25 protein-coding genes and 1 tRNA gene are annotated in these 24,263 nt (G+C 59.6%); 25 read left to right on the forward strand and 1 reads right to left on the reverse strand.

Going from position 1 to position 24,263, the window contains the following annotated elements:
• The first annotated feature begins 38 nt into the window (after positions 1–38).
• From IIC71_02995 to lysS, 24 genes are all read left to right on the forward strand, one after another.
• Positions 39–698, forward strand: a complete 660-nt coding sequence (locus IIC71_02995; protein MCH7668158.1) for a metal-dependent transcriptional regulator — start codon at positions 39–41, stop codon at positions 696–698.
• A 142-nt stretch (positions 699–840) separates the two neighbouring features.
• The gene (topA, locus tag IIC71_03000; protein ID MCH7668159.1) at positions 841–3,513 is read left to right on the forward strand and encodes a type I DNA topoisomerase; all 2,673 of its coding nucleotides are present in this window, start codon (positions 841–843) and stop codon (positions 3,511–3,513) included.
• Positions 3,514–3,557: 44 nt separating this feature from the next.
• Positions 3,558–4,976 (forward strand): MFS transporter, encoded by a 1,419-nt coding sequence (locus IIC71_03005; GenBank protein MCH7668160.1) that lies wholly within the window; start codon positions 3,558–3,560, stop codon positions 4,974–4,976.
• A complete protein-coding gene (gene tmk, locus IIC71_03010) occupies positions 4,973–5,587 on the forward strand; it encodes a dTMP kinase (GenBank protein ID MCH7668161.1) in 615 nt (204 codons plus the stop codon). Before IIC71_03005 ends, tmk begins: the two co-directional genes overlap by 4 nt.
• Positions 5,572–6,618, forward strand: coding sequence for a hypothetical protein (locus tag IIC71_03015; GenBank protein ID MCH7668162.1), 1,047 nt, complete (start codon positions 5,572–5,574; stop codon positions 6,616–6,618). The genes tmk and IIC71_03015 overlap by 16 nt, the downstream gene beginning before the upstream one ends.
• Positions 6,615–7,286 (forward strand): 1-acyl-sn-glycerol-3-phosphate acyltransferase, encoded by a 672-nt coding sequence (locus tag IIC71_03020; protein ID MCH7668163.1) that lies wholly within the window; start codon positions 6,615–6,617, stop codon positions 7,284–7,286. Before IIC71_03015 ends, IIC71_03020 begins: the two co-directional genes overlap by 4 nt.
• Positions 7,280–8,191: a TIGR01777 family protein gene (locus IIC71_03025; GenBank protein ID MCH7668164.1), complete on the forward strand. Its 912-nt coding sequence runs from the start codon at positions 7,280–7,282 to the stop codon at positions 8,189–8,191. Before IIC71_03020 ends, IIC71_03025 begins: the two co-directional genes overlap by 7 nt.
• Positions 8,192–8,239: 48 nt before the next feature.
• Positions 8,240–8,312: transfer RNA gene (locus IIC71_03030), tRNA-Thr, on the forward strand.
• Positions 8,313–8,391: 79 nt separating this feature from the next.
• The gene (locus tag IIC71_03035) at positions 8,392–8,955 is read left to right on the forward strand and encodes a sigma-70 family RNA polymerase sigma factor (protein ID MCH7668165.1); all 564 of its coding nucleotides are present in this window, start codon (positions 8,392–8,394) and stop codon (positions 8,953–8,955) included.
• Entirely contained in the window at positions 8,952–9,194 is a 243-nt protein-coding gene (locus IIC71_03040; protein ID MCH7668166.1) for a zf-HC2 domain-containing protein, read from the forward strand. Before IIC71_03035 ends, IIC71_03040 begins: the two co-directional genes overlap by 4 nt.
• Before the next feature lie 436 nt (positions 9,195–9,630).
• Positions 9,631–9,954: a hypothetical protein gene (locus IIC71_03045; protein MCH7668167.1), complete on the forward strand. Its 324-nt coding sequence runs from the start codon at positions 9,631–9,633 to the stop codon at positions 9,952–9,954.
• A 95-nt stretch (positions 9,955–10,049) separates the two neighbouring features.
• Positions 10,050–11,111, forward strand: coding sequence for a zinc-dependent metalloprotease (locus IIC71_03050; GenBank protein MCH7668168.1), 1,062 nt, complete (start codon positions 10,050–10,052; stop codon positions 11,109–11,111).
• On the forward strand, positions 11,090–12,400 hold the full coding sequence (tilS, locus tag IIC71_03055; GenBank protein ID MCH7668169.1) for a tRNA lysidine(34) synthetase TilS: 1,311 nt from the start codon (positions 11,090–11,092) through the stop codon (positions 12,398–12,400). Before IIC71_03050 ends, tilS begins: the two co-directional genes overlap by 22 nt.
• A 53-nt stretch (positions 12,401–12,453) precedes the next feature.
• A complete protein-coding gene (gene hpt / locus IIC71_03060; protein MCH7668170.1) occupies positions 12,454–12,918 on the forward strand; it encodes a hypoxanthine phosphoribosyltransferase in 465 nt (154 codons plus the stop codon).
• The gene (locus IIC71_03065; GenBank protein MCH7668171.1) at positions 12,905–13,081 is read left to right on the forward strand and encodes a hypothetical protein; all 177 of its coding nucleotides are present in this window, start codon (positions 12,905–12,907) and stop codon (positions 13,079–13,081) included. Before hpt ends, IIC71_03065 begins: the two co-directional genes overlap by 14 nt.
• Positions 13,082–13,198: 117 nt before the next feature.
• A complete protein-coding gene (ftsH, locus tag IIC71_03070; GenBank protein ID MCH7668172.1) occupies positions 13,199–15,202 on the forward strand; it encodes an ATP-dependent zinc metalloprotease FtsH in 2,004 nt (667 codons plus the stop codon).
• Entirely contained in the window at positions 15,195–16,079 is an 885-nt protein-coding gene (folP, locus tag IIC71_03075) for a dihydropteroate synthase (protein MCH7668173.1), read from the forward strand. Before ftsH ends, folP begins: the two co-directional genes overlap by 8 nt.
• Positions 16,080–16,098: 19 nt before the next feature.
• Positions 16,099–16,572: a hypothetical protein gene (locus IIC71_03080; GenBank protein MCH7668174.1), complete on the forward strand. Its 474-nt coding sequence runs from the start codon at positions 16,099–16,101 to the stop codon at positions 16,570–16,572.
• A gap of 2 nt (positions 16,573–16,574) precedes the next feature.
• A complete protein-coding gene (gene folK, locus IIC71_03085) occupies positions 16,575–17,159 on the forward strand; it encodes a 2-amino-4-hydroxy-6-hydroxymethyldihydropteridine diphosphokinase (GenBank protein ID MCH7668175.1) in 585 nt (194 codons plus the stop codon).
• Between the two features lie 63 nt (positions 17,160–17,222).
• Entirely contained in the window at positions 17,223–17,912 is a 690-nt protein-coding gene (locus IIC71_03090; GenBank protein ID MCH7668176.1) for a transcriptional regulator, read from the forward strand.
• Between the two features lie 88 nt (positions 17,913–18,000).
• Positions 18,001–18,840, forward strand: coding sequence for a DUF2520 domain-containing protein (locus IIC71_03095; GenBank protein MCH7668177.1), 840 nt, complete (start codon positions 18,001–18,003; stop codon positions 18,838–18,840).
• Positions 18,837–19,736 carry a pantoate--beta-alanine ligase gene (locus IIC71_03100; protein ID MCH7668178.1) on the forward strand — a complete coding sequence of 300 codons (900 nt, stop codon included), beginning with the start codon at positions 18,837–18,839 and terminating at the stop codon, positions 19,734–19,736. The genes IIC71_03095 and IIC71_03100 overlap by 4 nt, the downstream gene beginning before the upstream one ends.
• The gene (locus IIC71_03105; protein ID MCH7668179.1) at positions 19,737–20,510 is read left to right on the forward strand and encodes a type III pantothenate kinase; all 774 of its coding nucleotides are present in this window, start codon (positions 19,737–19,739) and stop codon (positions 20,508–20,510) included.
• On the forward strand, positions 20,507–22,024 hold the full coding sequence (gene lysS / locus IIC71_03110) for a lysine--tRNA ligase (protein ID MCH7668180.1): 1,518 nt from the start codon (positions 20,507–20,509) through the stop codon (positions 22,022–22,024). Before IIC71_03105 ends, lysS begins: the two co-directional genes overlap by 4 nt.
• On the opposite strand, the gene IIC71_03115 is transcribed toward lysS, so the two are convergent.
• On the reverse strand, positions 22,021–23,010 hold the full coding sequence (locus IIC71_03115; GenBank protein MCH7668181.1) for a polyprenyl synthetase family protein: 990 nt from the start codon (positions 23,008–23,010) through the stop codon (positions 22,021–22,023). The genes lysS and IIC71_03115 overlap by 4 nt on opposite strands.
• A 211-nt stretch (positions 23,011–23,221) precedes the next feature.
• On the opposite strand from IIC71_03115, the gene IIC71_03120 reads away from it, so the two are divergent.
• A complete protein-coding gene (locus IIC71_03120; protein ID MCH7668182.1) occupies positions 23,222–24,088 on the forward strand; it encodes an MBL fold metallo-hydrolase in 867 nt (288 codons plus the stop codon).
• Positions 24,089–24,263 lie beyond the last annotated feature (175 nt).

A 24,263-nucleotide genomic window follows, 5' to 3' on the forward strand; every position in this document is an offset into this window, starting at 1 on the left:
GACCTGTGCGCCGGCGGCAGTGCACTACCATTCGCGTTATGGGAGAGACGAACTATCGCGATCGGTATCGCGAATACGCTGAGGCAATCTGGGAGATTGAGGAAGAAGGTATTCCGGTTATCCAAGTACGGATAGCCGACTGGTTGGGGGTGAGTCGCGCGAGTGTCTCAGAAATGATGCGAAAGATGAGCGACGACGGACTCATCAAGCTCGACCCGCAGATCCAGCTGACCAAAGAGGGTCGTCACCTTGCCGAAATAATTGTCCGCCGCCACCGTCTTGCTGAGCGGTTCCTTACCGAAATACTCGGTCTGCCCTGGAATAAGGTGCATGCCGAAGCGATGGTGTGGGAAACCACTATTTCTGCCGACGTGGAGGAACGTATGTGGGCGGTGATGAACGATCCCAAGACCTGCCCACATGGCAACCCGATTCCCGGGGCCGGGTATAAGCCACCCAGGATGAAGCCCATCGCTCACATGGAGGTCGGCGAAACTCTGGAGCTTGAACGAATCAGCGAAGAACTCGAACTCGACGCTGACATGCTTGCCTACCTCGACACGAGCGGCATCAGGCCGGACGCCACCATCACCGTCTCACAGCGCGATCCACACGGTGCGCTCACTGTCGACGTCGATGGGATAAGCGTCGGGATCGGAGCATTCGCTGCGCAGCGCCTCTTCGTTCGAGTCCTTTAGGCCTCGAAAAATCAGCCGATTCGAGCGCTTAACAACTACGCCGCAAGCCCGTTGCGTCCGGTGAGTCTTGACAACACGGCTTCGGTGTCGTAGATATGGCGCTTGCTTTCACTGACATCGTGATTCGGGGTCACTAGATATTATGGGTAAAAAACTCGTCATAGTTGAGTCTCCAGCCAAGGCTCGCACAATCTCAGGATTCCTCGGAGATGACTACATCGTCGAGTCGTCGATAGGTCACATCCGCGATTTGCCGCGCCGCGCCGCCGACGTGCCGGCGAAGTACAAGGGCGAGAAGTGGGCAAATCTCGGTGTCGACGTCGACAATGACTTCGCCCCGTTGTACATCATTCCTCCTGATAAAAAGGCGCACATCACCAAGCTGAAGAAATTGCTCAAGGGTGCTGACGCGCTCTATCTCGCGACCGATGAAGATCGTGAAGGTGAATCGATCGCGTGGCACCTGCTTGAGGTTTTGAAACCCAAGGTTGAAGTGAAGCGGATGGTGTTTCACGAGATCACCAAGAAGGCGATTCTCGAAGCTGCCGACAACCCCCGCGAAATTGATCGCCGCCTCGTAGACGCCCAGGAGACCCGGAGAATACTGGATCGCCTCATCGGATACGAAGTTTCTCCGGTGTTGTGGCGCAAGGTGAAACAGGGACTCTCCGCCGGGCGTGTACAGTCGCCGGCCACTCGAATCATTGTCGAGCGTGAACGCGAGCGGATAGCGTTTGTCAGCGCCGGGTACTGGGGAGTCGACGGGGTGTTTACTGCCGGTGGGCAGAGTTTCAACGCGACTCTTGTCTCTGTCGACGATGTCCGCGTAGCTACCGGGCGCGACTTTGGTGACGATGGCGTGCTCGCTGGATCAGACCGAGTCTTGCTCGACGAGGCGGCTGCGAGTTCCCTCGCTTCTGAGGTCACGATCGCCGAGATTCTCGTCACAAGCATCGAGGCGAAACCGTTCACGCGGCGCCCCTACCCGCCTTTCCGCACCTCGACGCTCCAGCAAGAAGGCGGACGCAAGCTGCGGTTCGGCGCCCGGCGCACGATGTCTGCCGCGCAGAGCTTGTACGAAGCCGGGTTCATCACCTACATGCGCACGGACTCCGTTCAACTCTCTGGTGCTGCGATGGAGTCGGCCCGTCGTCTTGTCGCCGGCAGGTATGGCGAGGAGTACCTTCCTGAGAAACCGCGCGTGTATTCGAGCAAGGTCAAGAACGCACAAGAGGCCCACGAGGCCATTCGGCCGGCCAGCGAGTCGTTCAAGGATCCCGCGGCCGCCGCCAAGCAGTTCGGTCCGCAGTCCGACCAAGCCCGGCTGTACGACCTGATTTGGAAACGCACCGTTGCTTCGCAGATGCGGGACGCCAAGGGTGAGGGTGTTCAGGTGCGCCTCGGGGGCAAGTGCACCGCGTCTGGAAAAACCGTCAGCTTTGCGGCGAGCGGACAGACGCTGCTCTTTGCCGGCTTTTTGCGCGCATACGTCGAAGGCGCGGACGATCCTGAGGCGGCACTCGACGATCAGGAAAAGCATCTGCCTGCAATGGAGGTCGCACAGAGCTTGGATGTGGTCAGCGCCGATGCGTCCGGTCACGAAACTCGGCCGCCGGCACGTTACACGGAGGCATCGCTCATCAAGCGCCTCGAGGAACTCGGGATCGGCCGACCATCGACCTATGCGTCGATCATCGGCACCATTCAGGACCGCGGGTACGCCTTCAAGAAAGGTTCAGCGCTGGTGCCAACGTTCGTGGCCTTCTCAACCATCGCCCTTCTCGAGAAACACTTCGAAGAGTTCGTGGACTATGCATTTACGGCCAACATGGAAGACGATCTTGATGCCATCGCCAATGGTCAACAGGACCAGCTCACCTACCTGAACAAGTTCTACTTTGGTGGCGATCGGCGGGGGCTGAAAGACATGGTTGCGCTCAACCTGGACGAGATCGACGCCCGCGAGATCAACTCTATTCTGATCGGCGCCGACGACAACGGCGAGGTCATCGTCGCCCGCGCCGGGCGTTATGGCCCGTACGTCCAGCGCGGAGATGAAACGGCGTCGCTGCCTGACGAGATCGCACCCGACGAGGTCGACGTTGCGAAGGCGATCGAACTGCTCGAGGCACCCGACCAGGATCGCGTCCTCGGCCGACACCCGGAGTCTGGTCTGCCGGTGACGGTGAAGGACGGGCGTTATGGCCCGTACGTTCAAGTCGGCGAGCGCGAGGAAGGTTCGAAAAACGGGCCCCCGACTGCGTCGTTGTTCAAGTCGATGTCGATTGAAACGGTGACTATCGAAGACGCCCTCAGGCTGTTGCAACAGCCGCGTACCGTTGGGGCGCATCCCGAAGATGGTGCAGACATCGTCGCGACGAATGGCCGCTATGGGCCGTACCTGAAGTGGGGCAAGGAGACTCGTTCACTCGAAACAGAAGAGCAGATTTTTGCGATATCGTTGGATGAAGCCGTGAAGGTTCTTGCCGAGCCGAAACGTCGCGGTGGTCGGGTCGCGGCTCCTCCGCTCAAGGAGCTCGGCGACGACCCGAACTCGAACAAACCAGTGGTAGTCAAGGACGGACGCTTCGGTTTGTATGTCACTGACGGCGAACACAACGCATCGTTGCGCGTTGCCGACTCCCTTGAGTCGATCACGCTTGAACGTGCCGCCGAGCTGTTACAGGCGCGTCGCGACAGGGGACCGGCCAAGAAGAAGCCCAAGGCTAAGTCGGGTGCAAAATCAACGCGCAAAGCTGCTTCGGTCTCAAAGGCAAAAAAGTCCGCCAAGAACGTTACGAAGGCAGAAAAGTAGCCTGATGTCGTGAATCGATTCAGGCTCATCTAGATTTCTTTGGTATGACGGACCCACAATCTTCGGCTTCGACTGGTCTATCGCTACGGCGGGGACAATTTGCACGATTCTTTTGGGCTGCCGTAATCGGCAGCACCGGCGACTGGATAACGATATTTGCGACTCTCACTATCGCAAAGGGATACGGTGGCGAAGCAGGCATCGTGTTCGCAATCCTGGCCCGGGTTCTCCCCGGCCTCCTCATAGGTCCGATTGTGGGGGCGTTGACCGACAGAATGGACAGGCGCCGTTTGATTGTCATCGCGGACTGGGGTAGGGGCTTGCTCGTTCCCCTTCTTGCGATTTCACCAAATCTGCGGACAATCCTTTTTGTCACTTTTTTCATGGAGATTCTGAGCCTGGCCGGCCAGTCTCCCCGGGCTGCCGTCCTCCCACGCCTCGTCAAGAAATCGAACATCGTCGCGGCAAACTCCTTGATGATGGGAGCCGCCTACGGGACCATTCCGCTTGGCGCCGCCTTCAATTGGGTGCTCGCCGGATTCCCATCGATGTCGCTCGGTGGCCTCGTGCCGGAGGTGAACCGGGTCGTCGCGTTGGCCTTCACCTTCGACGCGTTGACCTTCTTCGTGTCTGGTGCGATCATCGCGTCGTTTCCTGCCATACGGGCCAAAGCATCAAATGGCGAAACCGCTGCCGATTCGTCCACGTTCGCTGACATTCGCGAGGGGCTTCGGTTCATCTGGCGCGACCGCTCGGTGTTGCGGGTGATCGTCGGCATGACGGCCGCGCTCTTTGGTGGCGGTTTTGTCATCGTTATCGGCCAAACCTTCGTGGAGACGAGTTTGGAGGCGGGAGACTCGGGGTTCTTCGCGGTGGTCACGCTCCTTGGTGTTGGCGCCGGCTTCGGGTTTTATATCGTCTCGCTGTTCGAGCGTCTGCTCGCGCAGCGCGAAGCCGTGTTCACCGTCGCGGTTGTCGTGACCGGTGTCGGTCTCGGTGCGGCCGCATTCACTCAGACGGTCGCAGGCGCCGGGGCCTGGATGTTGGTGATGGGGTTTGGCGCCGGGGCCGCATACGTCATGGGCCTCACTCACCTGCACGAAGACGTCGAGGATGAATTGCGCGGGCGTGTCTTCGCAACGCTTTTCTTGTTGATCCGTCTCGGACTGTTCGTGTCGATGTCGATCGCACCCGTGCTGCTCAAGTATCTGAGGACGGCGCGGGTTTCCTGGCTTTTCGAGGACGCCGCCCGATCGGTCCTGTTGCTCGGCGCGATCCTGATAGGTGTCACTGGCGCGACAGGTCTGCGGGCGGTTCGATCACAACTTCACTGGCCGCAGTTCGACACGAGTACGCGGGCAACTCTCGCCGAGGTACGGCGTGTATTGCACCAGCGTGGGATCGAACGCCCTCCCGCCGTAGATGACCATGATGACGACGACCGTGACCACGATCCCACATGATCTCGTATATTGCGTTCGAAGGTATTGAAGGGGCGGGGAAGTCGACGGTCATGGCTGCTGTCGAGGAGGTCCTGCACGACAGGGGTGTCCCAGTTACGACCGTTCGGGAACCCGGGGCGACTCGTGTTGGGGAGCAGATACGAGAGATCTTGCTGGACCTCGGTTCAACGATTGACCCGTGGGCTGAGGCAATGCTGTTTGCCGCTGCGAGGGCACATCTGGTTCGCGACATCGTTCAACCCGCCCTCGATCGCGGAGAAATTGTGCTTTCTGATCGCAGTGTTTTCTCAAGCCTTGCATACCAAGGCGGGGGTCGCGATTTGGGCATCGAACAAGTCCGCATGGTCAACGCCGCCGCTCTCGGGGGGATCTGGCCCGATCGGGTGATTCTGCTCAGAGTTGATCCAACCACCGGCATCGACCGTCAAGAGGTAGTTGACCGCATCGGCGCCGAGGGAATCGAGTTTCAGGCACGTGTCGCCAACGCGTTCGACACGCTGGTTGCCGCAGATCCAGAGCGATTCGCGGTGATCGATGCCTCGGAGCCGATTGCTAGTGTCGTTCAGGCAGCAATCAAGGAAGTTGAGCGGTGGTTATGGACCCCTTCGTAGGAGTTATCGGGAACACCTCGGTACAGGCAATGCTGCGCAACGAACTCGCCTCTCCGGCCCACGCATACCTGTTCGTTGGCCCGGCACAGACGGGTAAGGCAACTGTTGCGCGGAGGTTTGCCGGCGCACTGCTTGGCGAGGGTGAGGAAGGGCTGCGTCGCGTACTCGGGCCCGGACATCCCGACGTGATTGTTATCGAGCCGTCCGGCCGCACGTCGATCACGGTAGACCAAGTGAGGTCGGTGGTCGCACAGGCAAGCCTCGCCCCGATGGAATCTGATCGCAAAGTGTTTCTCTTCGAAGAGGGATCGATGATGAACGACGAGGCGGCGAACGCTCTGCTGAAGACACTCGAAGAGCCGACCGCCACCACGGTTTTTGTCATCGTCGTTGAGTCAGAAAACGACCTTCCCGAAACAATCGCAAGCCGGTGTAGGACCGTCGTCTTTGGGCGTGTGGCGCACGATGATCTCGCCGAGGGTTTACGCGAAATGGGTGTTGAGACGGATCAGGCCGACCGTGTGGCCAGAATTTCTGGAGGAAGACCTGGCTTGGCTATTGCGCTTGCAACTCAGTCAGAGGTGTCAGGTTTTCGCCAGGCCTGGCTCGACGTGCCCGCGAGTGTGACTGAGGATCCGGGTCTTAGCTTTCGTCTCGCTGATACGGTCATTGCAGCCGCCGATCCGCTGCTGGCAACCATAAAGGAGCGCCACACCGCGGAGCGCGAGGATTGGGATAGCGGTTCAAAGACCGCAAGAGAACGCCAAGAAAGAGAACTGAAACGGGCGGCAATCACGCTGCACATCTCCGGTCTGGAGATGCTGGCCGGTGTGTACCGCGACATCGCCGCAGCTCAATTCGGGGCGCAAGTGCACAACACCGACCTTTCGCCGGCGGCCCTCATGCGTGTGACACCCCGCACGGCCATGCGAAACGCACAGAGGGTGCTCGACACGATCGATCATCTCAAGGCGAATCAACGCCCCGGCATTGCCTTTGCGAACCTGTTCTGTGCTATCGGGGCGCCATGAGAACCTGGTTCGGTGGGGAGACATCTACCGCGGTGTTGCGGCGCCCTGTTGGGTTGCTCGCTCGTCTGGCTTGCGACCTCGTCGTGGTCGGAACCGAGCACATACCGATGTCTGGGCCGGTTGTGTTCGCACCCAATCATTCGTCTCTGATCGATCCGCCCTTCGTGAGCCTTGCAGTTCTTCGGTACACGCACTACCTCGCACTCGACGAATTGTTTGGCCATTCGCGGGTGTTCGATGCCGTCACGAAGCACTTCGGCACCATTCCTATGTCTCGCACCTTTCCGCCGTTGGGGGCGATGAAGGCTGCCCTGGCAGTTCTCGATGAGGGCGGAGCGATGACGATTTTTCCCGAAGGTCGACGCGCGGACCGGTGGGGACAGTCTGTCACAAAGCGCGGTGCCGCGTGGCTCGCATTCGCAACGGGCGCACCGGTCGTGCCGGTCGCTCTTGAGGGGACGGCAGGGGCGCTCTCATTGGCGCAGTCAAAGTTCCGTCGAATATCAGTGCGGGTTACGGTTCTTGAACCTATCGATCCGTTGGCGTTTCTTTCTTTCGAATCGCCAACTCGCGCGATAATGAACGAGTGGGAGGATGCGATGTCAATGGTTTTGGGCGATCGAGAAACGCACCGAGCGATGGGCAAAGACGGGCAAGGGGAATTGTGAAAGTTGTTGTCACTGGGTCGAGCGGTCTCATCGGATCAGCACTCTGCACTGCACTTGTTGAGCGCGGCGACACCGTCACACGAATGGTTCGTTCTGAAAGTGCGGGGGGCCAGTCTGTGTGGCGACCGACTGAAGGCATGATTGATGACGAAGTCATCGCTGCCGCTGACGTCGTCGTGCACCTTGCAGGTGCAGGAATCGGCGACAAACGCTGGACCTCCTCCAGAAAAGCAGCCGTGTTGAGGTCGCGAACGGAGGGCACCAGGCTGATCGCTTCCTCGGCTCTCAGAGCTGAGAATCCTCCGTTCCTCGTCTGCGCCTCAGCGATCGGCTTCTACGGGGAGAGGGGGGAGGAGGTTCTCACCGAGGCAAGCGATCAGGGTGACGATGGCGAGTTCCTTGTGCAGGTCGTGACCCAGTGGGAGGCTGCCGCCGAAGCCGCGGTTCTCCAGGGTGTGTCCGTGGCGCATCTGCGAAGCGGGATTGTTATGGCGAAGGCTGGTGGGGCGCTCAAAAAGATGCTGATCCCGTTTCGATTCGGCTTGGGTGGGAAGTTCGGCACGGGGAAACAGTGGTGGCCATGGGTCAGTCTTCATGATGAGGTCAGAGCCATCCTTTTCATCATCGACAACAGGCTCACCGGCTCGTTCAATATCGTCGCGCCGCAGGAGATTCGGCAGAAGGAGTTTGCAAAGACACTTGGATCGGTGCTTCGCCGACCGACTTTGTTTCCGCTTCCACGGTTCGTTGCCAGGACTCTGCTTGGCCGTGAAATGGCAGACTCGCTGCTCTTCGCATCGCAGCGTGTCCATCCGCACCGGCTTTTAGCCCATGGCTTTGAGTTCGAAGATGAGGATCTCGCCGGGGCCTTGCGCCGCGAGCTCAGCGGCCGGCCGACCACCTGATCGGGATGTGGCGGACAAAGCCCCGGAGGCTACAATGCTGCAGCCCCCGCCGGGGTAGCTCAGTCGGTAGAGCAACGCACTCGTAATGCGTAGGTCACGGGTTCGATTCCCGTCTCCGGCTCCGAGATACCCCGATCAGTCAGGCGTCTGGTATTTTTCATACGCAGGCATACTCAATCCGATCGGACTCTGGGAGAACCGTGGCAGATAAGTCGACATTCGAAAAGCAGGCAATGCCTTACGCCGGTCAGCTCTATTCAGCTGCTCTGAGGATGACCCGAAACCCTTCCGACGCCGAAGACGTCGTACAGGAGACCTACCTCAAGGCGTACCGAGCCTTCGGGTCCTTCGAGGACGGGACCAATCTCAAGGCGTGGCTATATCGCATTCTCACCAACACCTACATAAATCGGTACCGAAAAAAACAGCGTCGGCCGAACGAGGTTGAACTGGGGGAGCTGCAGGACTTGTACCTGTATCGTCGCATGGGTGAACCGAGCGGGGCATCGGTCAGCGCCGAGGAAGACGCCCTGGCGGGTTTCGTGGATTCGGACATCATCGATGCGCTTGAATCGCTTCCCGAAAACTTTCGGATGCCTGTTCTGATGGCGGATGTCGAGGGGTTTTCTTACAAAGAAATCGCCGGAATGCTCGACGTTCCCATAGGGACGGTGATGTCGCGGCTGCATCGGGGAAGAAAAGCGCTGCAAAAGAAGTTATGGCATATTGCAGAAGCCCGTGGCCTAACAGGATCGACTTCATGATACAAGGGTGCGACCACGCCACCGAGTACATATATCACTATCTCGACAACGAGATCACCTGGACGCGCCAGCAGCGCATCCGGTGGCACCTGCGTAGATGTCGGGACTGTTCTGGCGCGTTCGAGTTCGAGATGAACTTAAAAGCTTCGATCAGGCGTGCCGCGCGTACAGATGTTCCTCCGGAACTTATTGACCGCCTTCAGACGTTAATACAACAAGAAGAGCAACACGGCTTTTAGGGCTGGCGCCGGCACGCCCCAGCGATAAGCCAGATTGGACGTCACAATGCCCGACAACGTTCTCAAGGGGAAGAGGATCACTGGGAGCGCTCGTGCACCCAAGCAGATCATCGAACAACGCACCTGCGAGTCCAAGAGATGCGACACGGTGTTATCAAGGTACAACCGCCGCGAGTTTTGTTTCGCCCACGCACCGGCGAAGTTCCCCCGGGTCCGCGGACGAATCGCCTCCGAAAACTGCTGACCCCATCCGGTCAACGGAACTATCTGTTGAACAACTCGCGCGTATATCCTCGTTCTTGCGTCCAATCGTGCGGTATACCGCACGATTGGACGCAAGAACGAGTCGTCTGGATCGTTGGGACGGCGTCTTGCGGGTTGGTGGGATTGCGTCGAAACTCGCCACGTCGTCGGAACGGTTCTATTGTTTAGCGGGATGAAAAAGCAACCGCGCCTATTCGCCGCTGTCCTTGTATTCGCTGCAGTCTCAGTGCCTGCCGCTGCGTTTGCGGCAACACCGCATGCCGCCACGGTCGTCGCGTTCACCGAAGTTACGGATGCACCTGAAGAGGTGATCATGAACGACTCGGGCATCGTCCCGGCTGTCGAGCAGATCGCTCCGTCGGAAGAGGTTGTAGAACAGCCGTGGACCTTCCGATTTATGGTTCCGGTTATTGCGCTGCTCGGCCTTACAGTGCTTGTTGCGGCCTCTCTGCACTACGCGCTTCGGGTTCGCGGTAGGTATCGCGTTGAGGGCTAAGTTGCCCGAGCTTGATCTGCGCGGCGCGCTTGGTTCGGGGCGGCGCGCCTAGCAACATCGGCGGCGTCTCCACACATTTCGTGTAGCGTCTTTCTATGGCAAGCGCGGAAACAGACTTCACTCATCGGATTGCGAACCGGTTCGCCGGCTCTTACGCGCTTGCCGGCACCTACCACGAGCACCGTTACGCCGAGCAGGCCCCCCGGTTCGTGGCGCGTGCGGCCGAACTTGTGACAGCCGAGACCGGTCTCGTCACTGCCGGCGAACCAACCGTTGAGGTCGTTTCGCGCTCGCGATGGGTCGACGTGAACATCGCAGCTTTTGAGAAGTTAATGGAGCCAGTCGCCGCCCGACTGCTGAAGAGAGATACCCAGCGTTCTTCCGGACGAGGCGACAAACGCGGGCTATCTGGGAAGTCTGGTCAGTTGATCGGGGCGGAGATTGGAGCGTTGCTCGGTCTGGTTTCTCGTCGGGTGCTCGGTCAGTACGAGCTTGTTCTGCCGACTGCCGACGGAAGTTACGGCGACACGGTGATGTTTGTTGGTGCGAACGTTCTGGCGATGGAGCGGGCTCACGAGTTCAATCCGAAGGACTTTCGGTTTTGGGTCGCGCTCCACGAGTGCACTCACAGGGCCCAGTTTCTCGGCGTCCCGTGGCTGCGCGACTACTTCTTTTCCCTCGTCGAAGACCTCACCGCGCATACAGAGCCGTCGGGGTCGCAGCTCCAACGTGTTCTGCAGACGGTGCGCCAGGCCTCAGAACAGGGGAACCCGGTACTCGACGACACCGGCGTGATCGGCTTGTTCGCATCCGACGAGCAGCGGACAACTATCGATCGAGTGCAAGCGCTGATGTGCCTCCTCGAAGGTCACGGCCATATCGTCATGGACCGCATTGCGGCGCGGACGATCGTAAGCCAGGCGCGGATGTCCAAGGTTCTCGCCAGCCGACGCGCCAATCCACGGGTCGCGGCATTTCTTCGATTCATTGGTATCGAGATGAAACTGAAACAGTATTCGCTCGGGGCCTCTTTCATCAGTCACGTTGAGGACACGGCGGGTTGGGACTACCTCAACGTGGCGTTCGAATCGCCCGAGGCGCTGCCGACTCTCAACGAGATCAACGACCCGGCTTTATGGTTGTCTCGGACCGGGTAGACCGTCTTTCTCGGCTGGTCGATGATGCTCTTAGTGGGTTAGACAATCCCTCCGTTCTAGTCGGATGGAGCGGTGGTGTTGATTCAACCGCGTTGCTCCTCGCCGCCGCGAGCGCAGGTACGGTGCAAGCGGTTCACATCCACCATGGGCAAGATCACTCCGACGACGCCAAGGACCATGTGCGAAGGGTTTCTGCGCAGTTGGGTGTACCGCTCGTTGTGGTGCGTGTGAGCCTTGATCCGGGGCCAGGATTCGAGGAACGGGCTCGCGACGCGCGGTTGCAGGCGTTAGCCGATCTTTGCGGTGAACAGAGCGTTGTGCTGCTAGGCCATCATCGTGGCGACGTCGTTGAAACGGTGCTTCACAACCTCTTTCGCGGAACCGGTCCTCTTGGTTTCTCCGGCCCACGACCGATCCGTCTCCCCTTTGTCCGACCGTTTCTTGGCGAGTCGCGTGAGGCGTTGCGTGCGGCGGTGGAGGAAGCAGGTGTCGACGTGTTTGAGGATCCAACCAACCGCGATACCCAAGCAACTCGGAACTGGATCCGACACACGATCCTCCCGGCGGTAACGGAACGCATGCCGCAGGCCGCCGATTCGATAGCGCACTTTGCCGGCATCGTTGGCGCGGACGAGACCCTGCTGCGGGAATCGGTTCCAGATGTTGTGCGGACCTTCCACGGCGCTATCTCGATCCCGATTGCCGTCGCCGCCACCCTGCCACCTCCTGTCGCGACGCGGTTGGTCCGTCAGATGTTGTTACAAGCAAGACCGCCGGACCACGCCCCGCGGCGTGACGTCAATCAGGTGCTCGAAGTTGTCCACGGGCGGATGGTTCACGCCCAACTCACCGGCGGGCTCATCGTGGAACGAGAGGCAGCGCTAGCGGTGGTGTATGACCCAGATGACGTTGCGGTCCCTTCCCCGGCAATTGTCTCTGTCCCGGGAACCGTCGTGTTCGGCACCCACCGGGTCACTGTCAATACAACCGGCGTTGATCTTCCACTGATCGGCCGAAACAGGGCGCTGGTGCGGGTGACTCCCGATGCCCCGGTCGAGATTCGGGTGTCTGATGTGGGTGAACGAGTTGCGATCGAGGGTGGGTCGAAGCTTGTTCGAGATGCCCTTGCCGAGGTGGGTGTGCCGTCGCGCCTCCGATCGACTTGGCCTGTTGCTGTGTTGCATGGCAAGATCGCATGGATCGCGGGGACTCGTGTCGCCGCGTGGGCTCGGCCGTCGGGGTCGAACCCAGATGCGCTTGTGTTCTCTGTTGAAAGGGCTGACCGGTGAAACTTGGTCGCACGTTGATTTCTGAACAGGAAATCTCCGAAAAACTTTTAGAAATGGGTGCCAAGATTTCGCAGGACTACGAGGGCAAAGACCTGTTGATGATTGGCATTCTCAAGGGGGCGTTCATGGTCATGGCGGACCTCTCACGACACATCACCGTCCCGGTCTCTTTTGATTTCATGGCGGTGTCGTCATACGGATCCGCCACCAAGACCTCTGGTGTCGTTCGAATCCTCAAGGATCTCGATGCCGAGATTGCAGGCAAGCATGTGCTCATTGTTGAAGACATCATCGATTCGGGTCTCACGCTGCACTATCTCATGAAGAACCTCGGTGTGCGTAACCCGGCAAGTCTTGAGCTCGCCGCACTGCTGATCAAAGATGGTATTGAACGTCCAGCGCTTGAAGTGAAGTACCCCGGCTTCACAATCCCGAATGAGTTTGTTGTGGGATTTGGCCTGGACTACGACCAGCACTACCGCAACCTGCCGTATATTGCCATTCTTGAAGAGGAGTGACACGGCCTTGAAGAGGAGCGACACGGCCTTGAAGAGGAGTGACACGGCCTTGAAGAGGAGTGACACGGCCTTGAAGAGGAGTGACACGGCCTTGAAGAAGAGCAGATCCTCTACCATCGAGCTTGTCCTCTGCGGAGGATTAGTCCTCAGAATGTTCCGATAACAACCGATTAGGCAATATCATGGGCCGACGCACCCCACCGTGCGCCGTGCGCACAATTTCCAAAGGACAACCTTGAAACGCTCAGCACGCACATTTCTCGTATACGGCATTGTGGCAATGTTGCTTCTCGTCGTCATCAGTGGCACATTCAGCTCAGCGAATGTTTCAGATGAGTTGTCATTGGACGCCTTCGAGCAGGCGCTCGCTGAAGGCAAAATCGCCGAGGTCCAGATCCTCGCCCGCTCGAACAAGATCACCGGCACATTTTTGGGTTCGGCCGAGGGCGAGGGCGAGTTCAAGGTCGTCTACCCCGGCGAGTATGAGCAAGTCATCACTGAGAAGTTGATTGCCGCAGACCTCAAATTCGAAGTCGATAACGAAGACCCGACGTTCATTGACTTCATCATCGGGTTTCTACCGTACATCCTCATTTTCGGCATTTTCATCTTCGTCATGATGCGGATGCAAGGCGGCGGGAACCGTGTTATGCAGTTCGGCAAGTCCCGCGCAAAACAGGTGAGCAAGGACCAGCAGAAGGTCACGTTTAAGGACGTTGCCGGTGCGGATGAAGCCGTTGAAGAACTTGACGAAATTCGTGAGTTTCTGGCGAGTCCGGCAAAGTTCCGCGCACTCGGTGCCAAGATTCCGAGGGGTGTGTTGCTCGTCGGCCCTCCAGGAACCGGCAAGACGTTGCTCGCCCGGGCCGTGGCCGGGGAAGCGGACGTACCGTTCTTCACCATCTCGGGTTCTGACTTCGTCGAGATGTTTGTGGGTGTCGGTGCCAGCCGAGTCCGCGACCTGTTTACGCAGGCAAAAGCTGCTGCCCCGGCGATTGTGTTCATCGACGAAATCGACGCAGTGGGTCGGCACCGAGGCGCCGGTCTCGGCGGAGGTCACGATGAGCGCGAGCAGACCCTGAACCAGCTTCTTGTCGAACTCGACGGTTTTGAGGGCGAGACCGGTGTGATCGTTCTCGCGGCGACGAACCGTCCAGACATTCTCGACCCGGCGTTGTTGCGCCCTGGCCGTTTTGACCGTCAGATCGTTATCGACCGCCCCGACATCAGAGGCCGCGAGGGCATCCTCTCTGTTCACTCGAAGGGCAAGCCGTTGGCGGACGACGTCGAAATTAGCGCACTCGCCCGTCAGACACCGGGGTTCACCGGTGCGGATCTTGCGAACCTCATCAACGAGGGGGCACTGCTTGCGGCGCGTCGCAGCGCAGACGAAATAACGATGGCGGACCTCGAAGAGTCCATCGATCGCGTGATCGCGGGTCCGGAACGGAAGAACAAGGTGATCTCGAAAAAGGAGCGCGAGATTACCGCCTTCCACGAGGCGGGTCACGCTCTTGTCGGGTTTGCGCTGCCGAACGCCGATCCGGTGCACAAGATCACGATCATTCCGCGTGGCCGCTCGGGTGGGTTCACACTGTCGCTGCCCACCGAGGACAAGACCTACCTGCTTCGTGCTGAGCTGATCGATCGTCTGGCGATGTCGCTTGGCGGACGCACTGCGGAGGAAGTCGTGTTCGGCGACCCATCGAGTGGTGCCACGGATGACATCGAAAAGGCCACCGCCCTTGCCCGCCGGATGATCATGGAATGGGGCATGAGCGACAAGCTTGGACCCATCCGATACGGGAATCCTGAGCGGCAAGTGTTCCTTGGCAGGGACTACGCAAACGAGTCGACTTACTCCGATCATGTCGCAGAGGCGATTGATGAAGAGATTCGTTACCTGATGACACAGGCGCACGAAGAGGCGCGTCTCATTATCGAGCGTCACCGGGACGCGCTGGATCGCATTGCGAGCAAACTGCTCGATGTTGAGACACTCAACGCAAAGGCGATCCGTGAGATTTTCTTTGATGTTCCGAAATGGGAACACGTGTCCGGGAATGGCAAGAGGGTGAGTTATCCCAAGAACCCGGTGTTTCCCGAGGTTGATGAGTCCCCCGATTCCAAGCCCGAGCAGACCTCTGATTCCGGGGCTGAGCAATCCTCTGAATCCGAGAAGAAGCAGGATGTCCCAGCCGAAACTCCACAGGTTGCGGTAGATGCGCCCGCCGTCTCAGTGGCTGACGTGGGGCCAGCCGCCGACTCCAGTGTGGATGCCTGACACTTCTCGCTCGTGGCGACTCCGCACGCGTACACTCGATCCTTCCCAGCACACCCTGGTTATGGGGATTCTCAATCTGACCCCTGACTCGTTTTCAGATACCGGCGTTTTGATGGACCACGGTGAGATCAATGTCGCGAGTGCCGTGGGAGCTGGGTTGGCGCTCGTCGAAGATGGCGCCGACATTGTCGACGTTGGTGGCGAGAGCACCCGACCCGGTTCGCGGCCCGTATCGGCCGCCGAGGAAAGCTCCCGGGTGGTTGAAGTTATCGAGGCGCTCACCCGATCTGGCGTTGCGGTCTCGATTGATACGTCGAAGCCAGCCGTTGCACGCGCAGCCATGGCTGCCGGTGTCGAGATTATCAATGACATCACCGGATTTTCAAACAACGAGATGATCGATGTCGCAGCACAAACCGGCGCTGGTGTTGTTGCGATGCACATGCAGGGTTCGCCGCGCACGATGCAAGTCGCCCCTAGCTACGACGATGTCGTTGAAGAGGTTTGCGCGTTCTTGGGTGCCTCCGCGTCCCGCTTGCTTGATGGGGGTGTCGACCGTGGGCGGATATGTCTCGATCCCGGCATCGGTTTCGGGAAGTCTGTCGAACACAACCTCCGGCTGTTGGCGCACCTCGGGCGGGTTGTCGAGCTGGGTTTCCCAGTACTCGTCGGAGCGTCTCGCAAAGGCTTCCTGGGCACTCTGCTGGCTGACGACGGTCTCGACCAACCTGCCGAGGGTCGCGACGCTGCAACAGGAGCGACGACCGCTCTTGCCATTCAGCAGGGCGTGTCAATTATCCGGGTACACAACGTTGCCGGCGCAGTGCAGGTTGCCCGCGTGACGGACGCTATTGTTAACATCCGCAGCGCCAACTGAAGGAGCAAGAGTAGGCATCGTGGCAGGATTGGAACCTCGGGGGTTTACTTGGGTCATTGCAGGAAAACTTGCGGTTTCGGAGCGCATCGGCGGTTATGGAATACAACACCGACGGGTACGGCGCGAGGAAGAAATCATTTGGCTGGTCGAGGCCGGGATCACTGCTGTCGTGTCGCTTCTCCCCGGCAACCAGAACGAAGCTGCGTATGAAAGTGCGGGGTTGGCGTTTTCTCACTATATGATCGCGGACGCCTTTGAGGTCGAAGAGGCGCCTGAAATCTTTGCGCTTATCGCCGACGCCACCAGCGATCCCGATGCGGTGGTACTCATCCATCGAGACTTGATTGATGACACAGTTGTTGGGCTCCTGGGCGGATACCTTATGTACAGCGGTCTTGTCGAGGACCCGATCATGGCTACTTCGGTGATCCAGGAGATTGTTGGGCGGGCGATTGGTCCCGAGGGTCGCCGCCTAATCCCCCAAAAGGCGTAGCAGTGACTACCCGCGCCCTTGTGGCGTTGGGCTCCAACCTTGGCGACCGCGGCGCATTTGTGCGCGACGCCGTTGCCCATCTGCGTGCGCTCGGGGTTCTCGTCGGTGCCTCATCACTGTACGAAACCGAACCGATCGGCGGACCCGAACAGGATCACTACATCAACGCAGTCGTTGTGCTCGACACCGCTCTTACGGCGCGCGAACTTCTAGAGGCGTTGCTAGGAATCGAGCGGAGAATGGGCCGAAAGCGTAATGAGCGTTGGGGCCCGCGAACGATTGATCTTGACCTCATTGCGTTCGGAGACGATGTGATAGACGAGCCGGGCCTCACCGTTCCGCATCCGAGGTTTACCGAGCGCAGGTTCGTGCTCGAACCGCTCTTAGAGACCTTCCCAGACGTGGTCATCCCCGGTCACCACGATCTACGCGCCGAGTTGGACTCTCTTTCTGGCCAGCAAATATTCCGCACAACTCTGCTCGTCACCCCGGATATGATCGCCATCCCAGGCATGAGGACAGCACTTTGGGCCGGGTCTGCTGTGGCCGTGGTGGCGCTGGGCGCGGCAACCTTTCTCTTGCGATGACTCGATCTCTCTTAAGTTCGCTCGGCCGTCGGATCCGGGCGGGTAGTGCGCTAAATTAAGCGCATGTGTCCAACCGCCGGCAGCGCCGCACGAGACAAGATTCTCCTCAGTCTGAAGAACTCTGGGCCGACGTCGGCGTCGGGTCTTGCGGGCGAGCTTGGGGTGACGTCGTCCGCGATCCGTCAGCAGCTATGCGAACTCGAGGCGGATGGCCTCATTGCGTCCGAGGAGTTGCGGCCGGGTACCGTCGGGCGGCCCCATAAGCGCTGGCATGTTGTCTCGACCGCCGAAGCGAACGCTTGCTTTCCAGATTCGTACGCAAGCCTGACATTGGCGCTTATTGCTGCAGCACGCTCGGCCTTTGGCGAAGAAGGTGTACAGAAACTTGTTGCAGAGCGCGTGAAGATCCAGACCGACGAGTATCGCGAACGTATTGGCGAAGACTCAACCGTGGCGGAACGGGTCAGCAGCCTTGCTGACTTCCGCAACGATGAGGGTTATATGTCCGGTTGGGCGCAGGAGGGCGACGGCACGTTTTTGCTATGGGAGAACCATTGTCCGATCTGCGAGGCTGCTACCGAGTGTCAGGATCTGTGCGCGGGCGAGATCGACCTCTTCAGGGGTGTACTTGGAGACGGGGTGAGTGTCGAGCGGGTCGAGTTCATCGTTGACGGCGACAGACGGTGTGCGTATCGCATCGATTCTGCGCCGATTGCCTTTGTGGAGAAACCTTCACAAGTCGCACACGAGTAGTGCGTGGGGCGCGGCGGCGCTTCGATGTTGCGGCTTTGGCCGCTAGATTCTGTTGGGTACCAGTACCAAACAAGGACTGAAGCAACTTATGCGCATCACGCTGGTCGGCCCCGGACGGGCCGGCATGTCTCTCGCCCTGGCCTCACAGGCGTCGGGTCACCGGATTGTCACCGTCGTTGCGCGGAACCTCGAATCCGCTCGCACCGCGGCCGAAGAGGTAGGAGCGAACGCTGCAGTCCTCTCGACGCAGCTCGAGCCGAGCGATCTGTGGATAATCGCAACCAGGGATGACGCGATCGGAGAGGTTGCGCGGGCTCTGTCCGACCTGTTGGCCGAGGGTACGCCCCCGCCAAAGGTCGCCTTCCATCTCTCCGGGATGATGTCGGTTGCCGCATTGGACTCTTTGAGGACCGCTGGAGTGCCGACCGCCTCGTTGCATCCGTTGCAGACGATGCCAAACCCACAGGTGGGGAGCGAGCGGCTTCCTGGTTCTTGGTTTGCGGTGACCGCAGAAGACGACTCCCACCCGCTCCTGGTCGAGTTCGTCGAGTCGCTCGGTGGTCGTCCATTTCGTTTGCAGGACTCCGCCAAAGCTGTGTACCACGCGGCCGCGGCCGCGGCCGCGAACTTCACACTTGCAAACATGGTTGTCGCCCAGGATCTGCTCGACTCTATTGATGTCCCGATTGCGGTCCTAGGTCCTCTGATGGATGCAATCGTGTCGAACGCGATTGCGATTGGACCCCGTGCAGCTCTCACCGGTCCGATCGCTCGAGGCGATGTCGAAACCGTCGCTTCTCAAATCCGCGCTGTCGCTACCAATGCCCCGGAGCTTCTCTCATTGTTCGTTGCCAACGTGGCATTCCTCGTCAGAATCGCCGGGCGTTCTGAAGAGTTCGCCGACCTAGTCGACGAGTACGCCGTATGAAGATTGTTACAACGTGGGCCGACGCCCGTCTGGCAATCGGCGAGAGGGGGACTAGCGGACTTGTGCCGACGATGGGGTTCCTACACGAAGGTCATGGCCGCTTGTTCGACGAGGCTGAGTCGTCGTGTGATGTTGTGATCTGCAGCATCTTTGTGAATCCTCTTCAGTTCGGCGAAGACGCAGACCTTGCCGCGTACCCCCGCGATCTTGAGCGAGACGTCGAGATCGCCGAAGCAGGCGGTGTCGACGTTGTCTTCGCCCCATCCATTGACCAGGTGTACCAGCGACGAATGTCGACGACCGTGTCGATCGAGGGTGTTTCTAACGGAATGGAAGGCGAGTTCAGGCCGGGTCACTTTGCTGGTGTCGCGGTGATGGTCGCAAAGCTGTTTGCCGGCATTCAGCCGGACAGGGCCTTCTTCGGCAGGAAGGACGCCCAGCAGTTGGCGGTGATCGCGACGATGGCGCAGGACCTTTCGTTCCCGGTCGAGGTTGTTGGGGTGCCCACACTCAGGGAGCACGACGGCCTCGCACTGTCGAGCCGTAACACCCGCATTGATGCGAGCCGTCGGTATCAGGCGACAAGCCTCAGCCGGGGATTGTTCGCCGCTGCCAAGCTTCTCGATAATGGTGTCCGCGACGCCGATACCCTCATCCACGCTGCCGCAACCGAGATGAACAGCGCAGGTGTGTCACCCGACTACATCCAACTCGCCAGTCAAAGCAGTGCCAAACGTCTCACTGTTGTGGATCGGCCGGCGTTCCTAGCCACTGCTGCGCGGGTGGGGGATGTCCGTCTCATCGACAACCTGCACATAGGGTTTGCTGACGGCGTGGTCGAGCCTGACCGGGGTACGACGCTATCGTCCCCGAGCATTCTGTACGGAGGCTCGTAGATGTTGCTCACACTCGATGTTGGAAACACTCAGACCGCAGTTGGGCTGTTCGATGGTGAAACCCTCGTCGGTCATTGGCGGCTCACGACAAACCCGGATCAAACGAGCGACGAGATGCGGCTCGCATTGCGCGGGGTTCTCAGCCTTGGCAACTTCAAGTCCGACGATATCCACGGTGTGTCGATCTCGTGCGTGGTACCGGCAATCCTGAACCCACTGCGCGAAGTCGCAGAACTCGTCGCACCGGGAGCCGTCACCGTCGTCGGGCCGGGCACCAAGACAGGGATGCCGATCACCATAGACAACCCCCGCGAAGTCGGTGCAGACAGGGTGGTGAACGCGGTGGCTGCACGTCAGAAGTATGGAGCTCCCGTTGTCGTAGTCGATTTTGGGACCAGTACGAACTTTGACGTTGTGGGACCAAACGGCGACTACCTAGGCGGAGTCATTGCAGCCGGACTGCTGCTCTCGACTCAGGCGTTGACTAGGGGCGCCGCGGCGTTGCGCAACGTCGAACTTGTCGAACCGCGCAGTGCCATCGGCAAGGGCACGGTCGAGGCGATCCAATCGGGTGCTCTGTACGGACATGCCGGTCTCGTCGACGGGATCATGGAGCGGGTCGTTGCGGCGCTCGGATCGGAAGCTACCCGAGTTGCAACCGGCGGCCTCGCATCTACCATCGTGCCTCATTGCAACTCCGTAGAGATCGTCGACCCGTACCTCACCCTCGAAGGGCTCCGCATGATCCACGACCTCAACCAGGAATCTTCATGACCGACCACACGCCTGAAGACGTTGAAGCCCTCGACGATTCAGACGACCTCGCTGCACATCCGCTCACAGCGTTGCGTCTTGAGAAGCATCTAAAGGCAATCGAGTCGGGATCGTACCCGTACCGCTTTGAACGTAGCCATCTTGCAGCAGAGCTACATTCGGAGTTCGGCTCGTTAGAACCCGCTTCCGAGACCGACACGGTTGCCCGCGTCGCGGGGCGCATATTCAATGTTCGGTCAATGGGAAAACTGACCTTTGCGGTCCTCCAGGATGTTTCCGGTACGGTGCAGCTCTTCGTCGACAAACGCACTTTGGGTGACGAGGCATACGCAGAATTCGCCTCCCTTGACCTTGCAGATTGGATCGGGGTCGAGGGGCTCGTTATGACGTCCAAGAAGGGCGAACTGAGCGTCCGCGTGCGGTCCTTTGAGTTGCTTGCGAAGTCGCTGCGTCCGTTTCCCGACAAGTGGCACGGGCTTGCGGACAAAGGCAGACGCTTTCGCCAGCGTTACCTTGATCTCGCCACCAATGAGGAGGCGCGTCGGACCGCGCTGGCGCGGGTATCGATCGTCCGGACGATTCGTGACGAGTTCCACAAACGCGGCTACATCGAGGTCGAGACACCCATCCTTCAGGCACAGGCCGGCGGCGCCGCGGCACGTCCGTTTGTTACCCACCACAACGGTCTTGGCATCGATATGTATCTTCGTATCGCGACAGAGTTGCATCTCAAGCGGCTCATCGTCGGTGGTCTCGAAAAGGTGTTCGAGGTCGGTCGCATCTTTCGCAACGAGGGCATCGATGCTACCCACAGCCCCGAGTTCACCATGGTGGAGGCGTATGAGGCGTTTGCGGACTACACCGACATCATGACCCTCATGGAGGAGCTGTTCGAAGCTGTCGCGATCGATGTCAACGGTGTCTCGACGATTGACGTTGCTGGGCGGACAGTGGATCTCGCCGGCCCGTACCGTCGAATTTCCGTGATCGATCTTGTCAATGAGGCACTCGGTCGTGAGGTCGGCTTCGATATGGGCCTTGACGATCTGCGGTCGATAGCGGCCGAGAACGGTGTTGATGTCCAGCCGGCGTGGGGGCACGGAAAACTCATCTATGGACTCTTCGAGGAGCTATGCGAGGACGACCTTATCGAGCCGACGTTTGTCATCGATCACCCCGTCGAGATTTCGCCGTTGACGAGGGTGCACCGGTCGGACCCGAATCTCGTTGAACGCTTCGAGCTGTACATCGGTGGAAGCGAAATGTGCGACGCGTTCTCAGAACTCAACGATCCGCTCGACCAACGTGCCCGTTTTGCGGCACAGGCCAAAGCGAGAGCCGCGGGTGACGACGAGGCACAACTCATTGATGAGGACTTCCTCATCGCGCTTGAGTACGGCATGCCGCCAACCGGGGGCCTCGGCTTTGGCGTTGATCGCTTGGTGATGTTGCTTACCGGCCAGGACACCATCCGCGAGGTAGTGCTCTTCCCCCAAATGCGCCCAAACGATTAGCTGATCGCGGCTTCGACTCGGCCGAGTAGGTATTGGTCGAGGTTTGCGAACACGGGTGTCAGTGCACTGACGGGCAGGCGGCTGATCGCGGCTTCGGCGGCGGCGAGTCGGTCGACTGCTTCGGCCATGGTCCTCTCGACGTAACTACCCGAGCGAACCAGCCCGATAACCTTCGCGACGGCTTCGGGCGCGTACGGGGCGTCTGACAGGAGAGAGCGGATTTCCGGCCCCTCTGGTCCTGCGAGGGCATAGAGCACCGGCAGGGTAAATGTTCCTTCGCCGATGTCCGAGCCAGCCGGTTTGCCAAGGAAATCGTCTGATGCAACGAGGTCCAGGACGTCGTCGGTGATCTGGAACGCAAGTCCCATCTCCCAAGCCCACTCCGATACCGCCTCGATGTGATCGCGCTCTGCGCTGGCGGTCAGGGCGCCCAGACGGGCCGATGTCTGGATGAGGCTCGCCGTCTTGCCTCCGATGACTTCGTAATAATCGTCGGGGCCGTGTTCGAACTCGTGCTCAAGTTGGAGTTCGAGCACTTGGCCTTCGCACAGCGTCGCGTAGGTGTTTGCGATCAGGGCAACCGCTTCTTCACCGAGAGGCGCCGCGACCTCTGAGGCTCGGGCCAAGAGAAAGTCGCCAGCAAGAATCGCGATCGTGTTCGTCCAGTTTGAGTTGACCGACGAATCACCTCGCCGCGTGTCTGCCTCATCAATCACATCATCGTGATACAGCGATCCAACGTGGACAAGCTCGACCGAAACGCCGGCTTCTACCGGGCCGTGGTCCGGATTCGGGCCAAGTTCCCCGGCGACTTGGGCGAGAAGAGGTCGGTACCGCTTGCCGCCGGCGTGGAGCCCGTGTTGAGCGATTTCGGTCAGGAAGGTTGTGCGTGCAACGGTGACCTCGCGAAGACGCTGCTCGACGCGTTCGAGACGTGTCCATACGGCTTCGATTGGGACGAGGTCACGAAGGACAGGTCGGTCCACGTAGCGAACTCCTGCTCGGGGATCACAATTCTAGCGGATCGTCCATTGCGATAGTCCGTGGCAACGCCCAACCTCGTCGCTGCCGCGGTCTAGGGACACCCGTTGCGTCGCTGTCTCTCGTGGATCGGCGCCGCAAGAAAAAGACTCGGACGCGTTCGGAAACGTAACATCCAGTTTCGCTACGATGCGTGCCCAGACGAGGAGATGTTGGATGGGATTGGTTAGCGGCATCAACCGGCGGACGTTCATTACAGATCTTGGCAGGGGAGCCTTTGCGATCGCCGTGCTGGGATCTGCGTTGCAAGCGTGCGGCAGCGACGATACCCAAGCCGCCACGACCACAGGTTCCCCGAACATCAGCACCACTTCTGTGCCGTCTTCGGGGTCGGGCGGTACGAAGGCTCCGGACACTGCGCCGGCTGCGACCAGTACGACAGCCGCCGCGGCGGCAGCTACTTCATCGACCGCTCCGCCGATCGATGCGAGCGACCCCGTGGCGTGGGAACGGGTAAATCTTGGATTCGTTTCGGCATACATTTTGGCGCGGGCCGGGGAGGCCATGATTGTTGACACCGGCGTGTCGGGTAGTGAGGGCGCAATTGAAGCCAGCCTCCAAGACGTCGGATTGGAATGGGGAGACGTCGCTCACGTCCTCCTTACCCACCTCCACAATGACCATCAAGGCAGCTTTCAGGCCGTCCTCAACCTTGCGTCCGACGCTGCCGGTTATGCCGGGGCAGCGGACATTCCTGGGATTGCATCACCTCGCGAGCTGAAAGCCGTTGGTGACGGCGACACGGTGTTCGGGTTAGAGATCATCAACACGCCCGGTCACACTCCAGGACATATTTCCGTCCTCGATCCAGTCGGAAGACTGTTGGTGGCCGGTGACGCTCTCAACGGCTCCAATGGGGGCGTCGTTGGGGCCAACCAGCAGTTTTCGCCCGACATGGTTAGCGCCGACGAGTCGGTCAAGAAACTTGCGGCGTTGGCCATCGACACGATTGTGTTTGGCCACGGGGAGCCCATCGAGTCGGGTGCAGGCGATCTGCTTACCGCACTTGCGGCAAGTCTTTAGTCGGTGCGCCTGGTCTCATCGGCCGAGTTAGGACGGGAACAATTCATCGGAGATGTACGTTCCCTTCAACCATTGGGAGTTTTGGCCGACAGTACGAGTGGCGGCGAAAGAAAGCGAGACGATGCGGTGGTCAAAGTATGGGCGCTCCGCACGCTATAATCACGGAGGCGTCCCT

It is taken from the genome of Acidobacteriota bacterium (genome assembly GCA_022562055.1).
Taxonomy (GTDB): domain Bacteria; phylum Actinomycetota; class Acidimicrobiia; order Spongiisociales; family UBA5794; genus BMS3BBIN02.

Coding starts and splice junctions, on each gene's coding strand:
- IIC71_02995 (MCH7668158.1), top strand. CDS start 39: ATGGGAGAGACGAACTATCGCGATCGGTATCGCGAATACGCTGAGGCA.
- topA (MCH7668159.1), top strand. CDS start 841: ATGGGTAAAAAACTCGTCATAGTTGAGTCTCCAGCCAAGGCTCGCACA.
- IIC71_03005 (MCH7668160.1), top strand. CDS start 3,558: ATGACGGACCCACAATCTTCGGCTTCGACTGGTCTATCGCTACGGCGG.
- tmk (MCH7668161.1), top strand. CDS start 4,973: ATGATCTCGTATATTGCGTTCGAAGGTATTGAAGGGGCGGGGAAGTCG.
- IIC71_03015 (MCH7668162.1), top strand. CDS start 5,572: ATGGACCCCTTCGTAGGAGTTATCGGGAACACCTCGGTACAGGCAATG.
- IIC71_03020 (MCH7668163.1), top strand. CDS start 6,615: ATGAGAACCTGGTTCGGTGGGGAGACATCTACCGCGGTGTTGCGGCGC.
- IIC71_03040 (MCH7668166.1), top strand. CDS start 8,952: ATGATACAAGGGTGCGACCACGCCACCGAGTACATATATCACTATCTC.
- IIC71_03045 (MCH7668167.1), top strand. CDS start 9,631: ATGAAAAAGCAACCGCGCCTATTCGCCGCTGTCCTTGTATTCGCTGCA.
- IIC71_03050 (MCH7668168.1), top strand. CDS start 10,050: ATGGCAAGCGCGGAAACAGACTTCACTCATCGGATTGCGAACCGGTTC.
- tilS (MCH7668169.1), top strand. CDS start 11,090: ATGGTTGTCTCGGACCGGGTAGACCGTCTTTCTCGGCTGGTCGATGAT.
- hpt (MCH7668170.1), top strand. CDS start 12,454: ATGGGTGCCAAGATTTCGCAGGACTACGAGGGCAAAGACCTGTTGATG.
- ftsH (MCH7668172.1), top strand. CDS start 13,199: ATGTTGCTTCTCGTCGTCATCAGTGGCACATTCAGCTCAGCGAATGTT.
- folP (MCH7668173.1), top strand. CDS start 15,195: ATGCCTGACACTTCTCGCTCGTGGCGACTCCGCACGCGTACACTCGAT.
- IIC71_03090 (MCH7668176.1), top strand. CDS start 17,223: ATGTGTCCAACCGCCGGCAGCGCCGCACGAGACAAGATTCTCCTCAGT.
- IIC71_03095 (MCH7668177.1), top strand. CDS start 18,001: ATGCGCATCACGCTGGTCGGCCCCGGACGGGCCGGCATGTCTCTCGCC.
- IIC71_03100 (MCH7668178.1), top strand. CDS start 18,837: ATGAAGATTGTTACAACGTGGGCCGACGCCCGTCTGGCAATCGGCGAG.
- IIC71_03105 (MCH7668179.1), top strand. CDS start 19,737: ATGTTGCTCACACTCGATGTTGGAAACACTCAGACCGCAGTTGGGCTG.
- lysS (MCH7668180.1), top strand. CDS start 20,507: ATGACCGACCACACGCCTGAAGACGTTGAAGCCCTCGACGATTCAGAC.
- IIC71_03120 (MCH7668182.1), top strand. CDS start 23,222: ATGGGATTGGTTAGCGGCATCAACCGGCGGACGTTCATTACAGATCTT.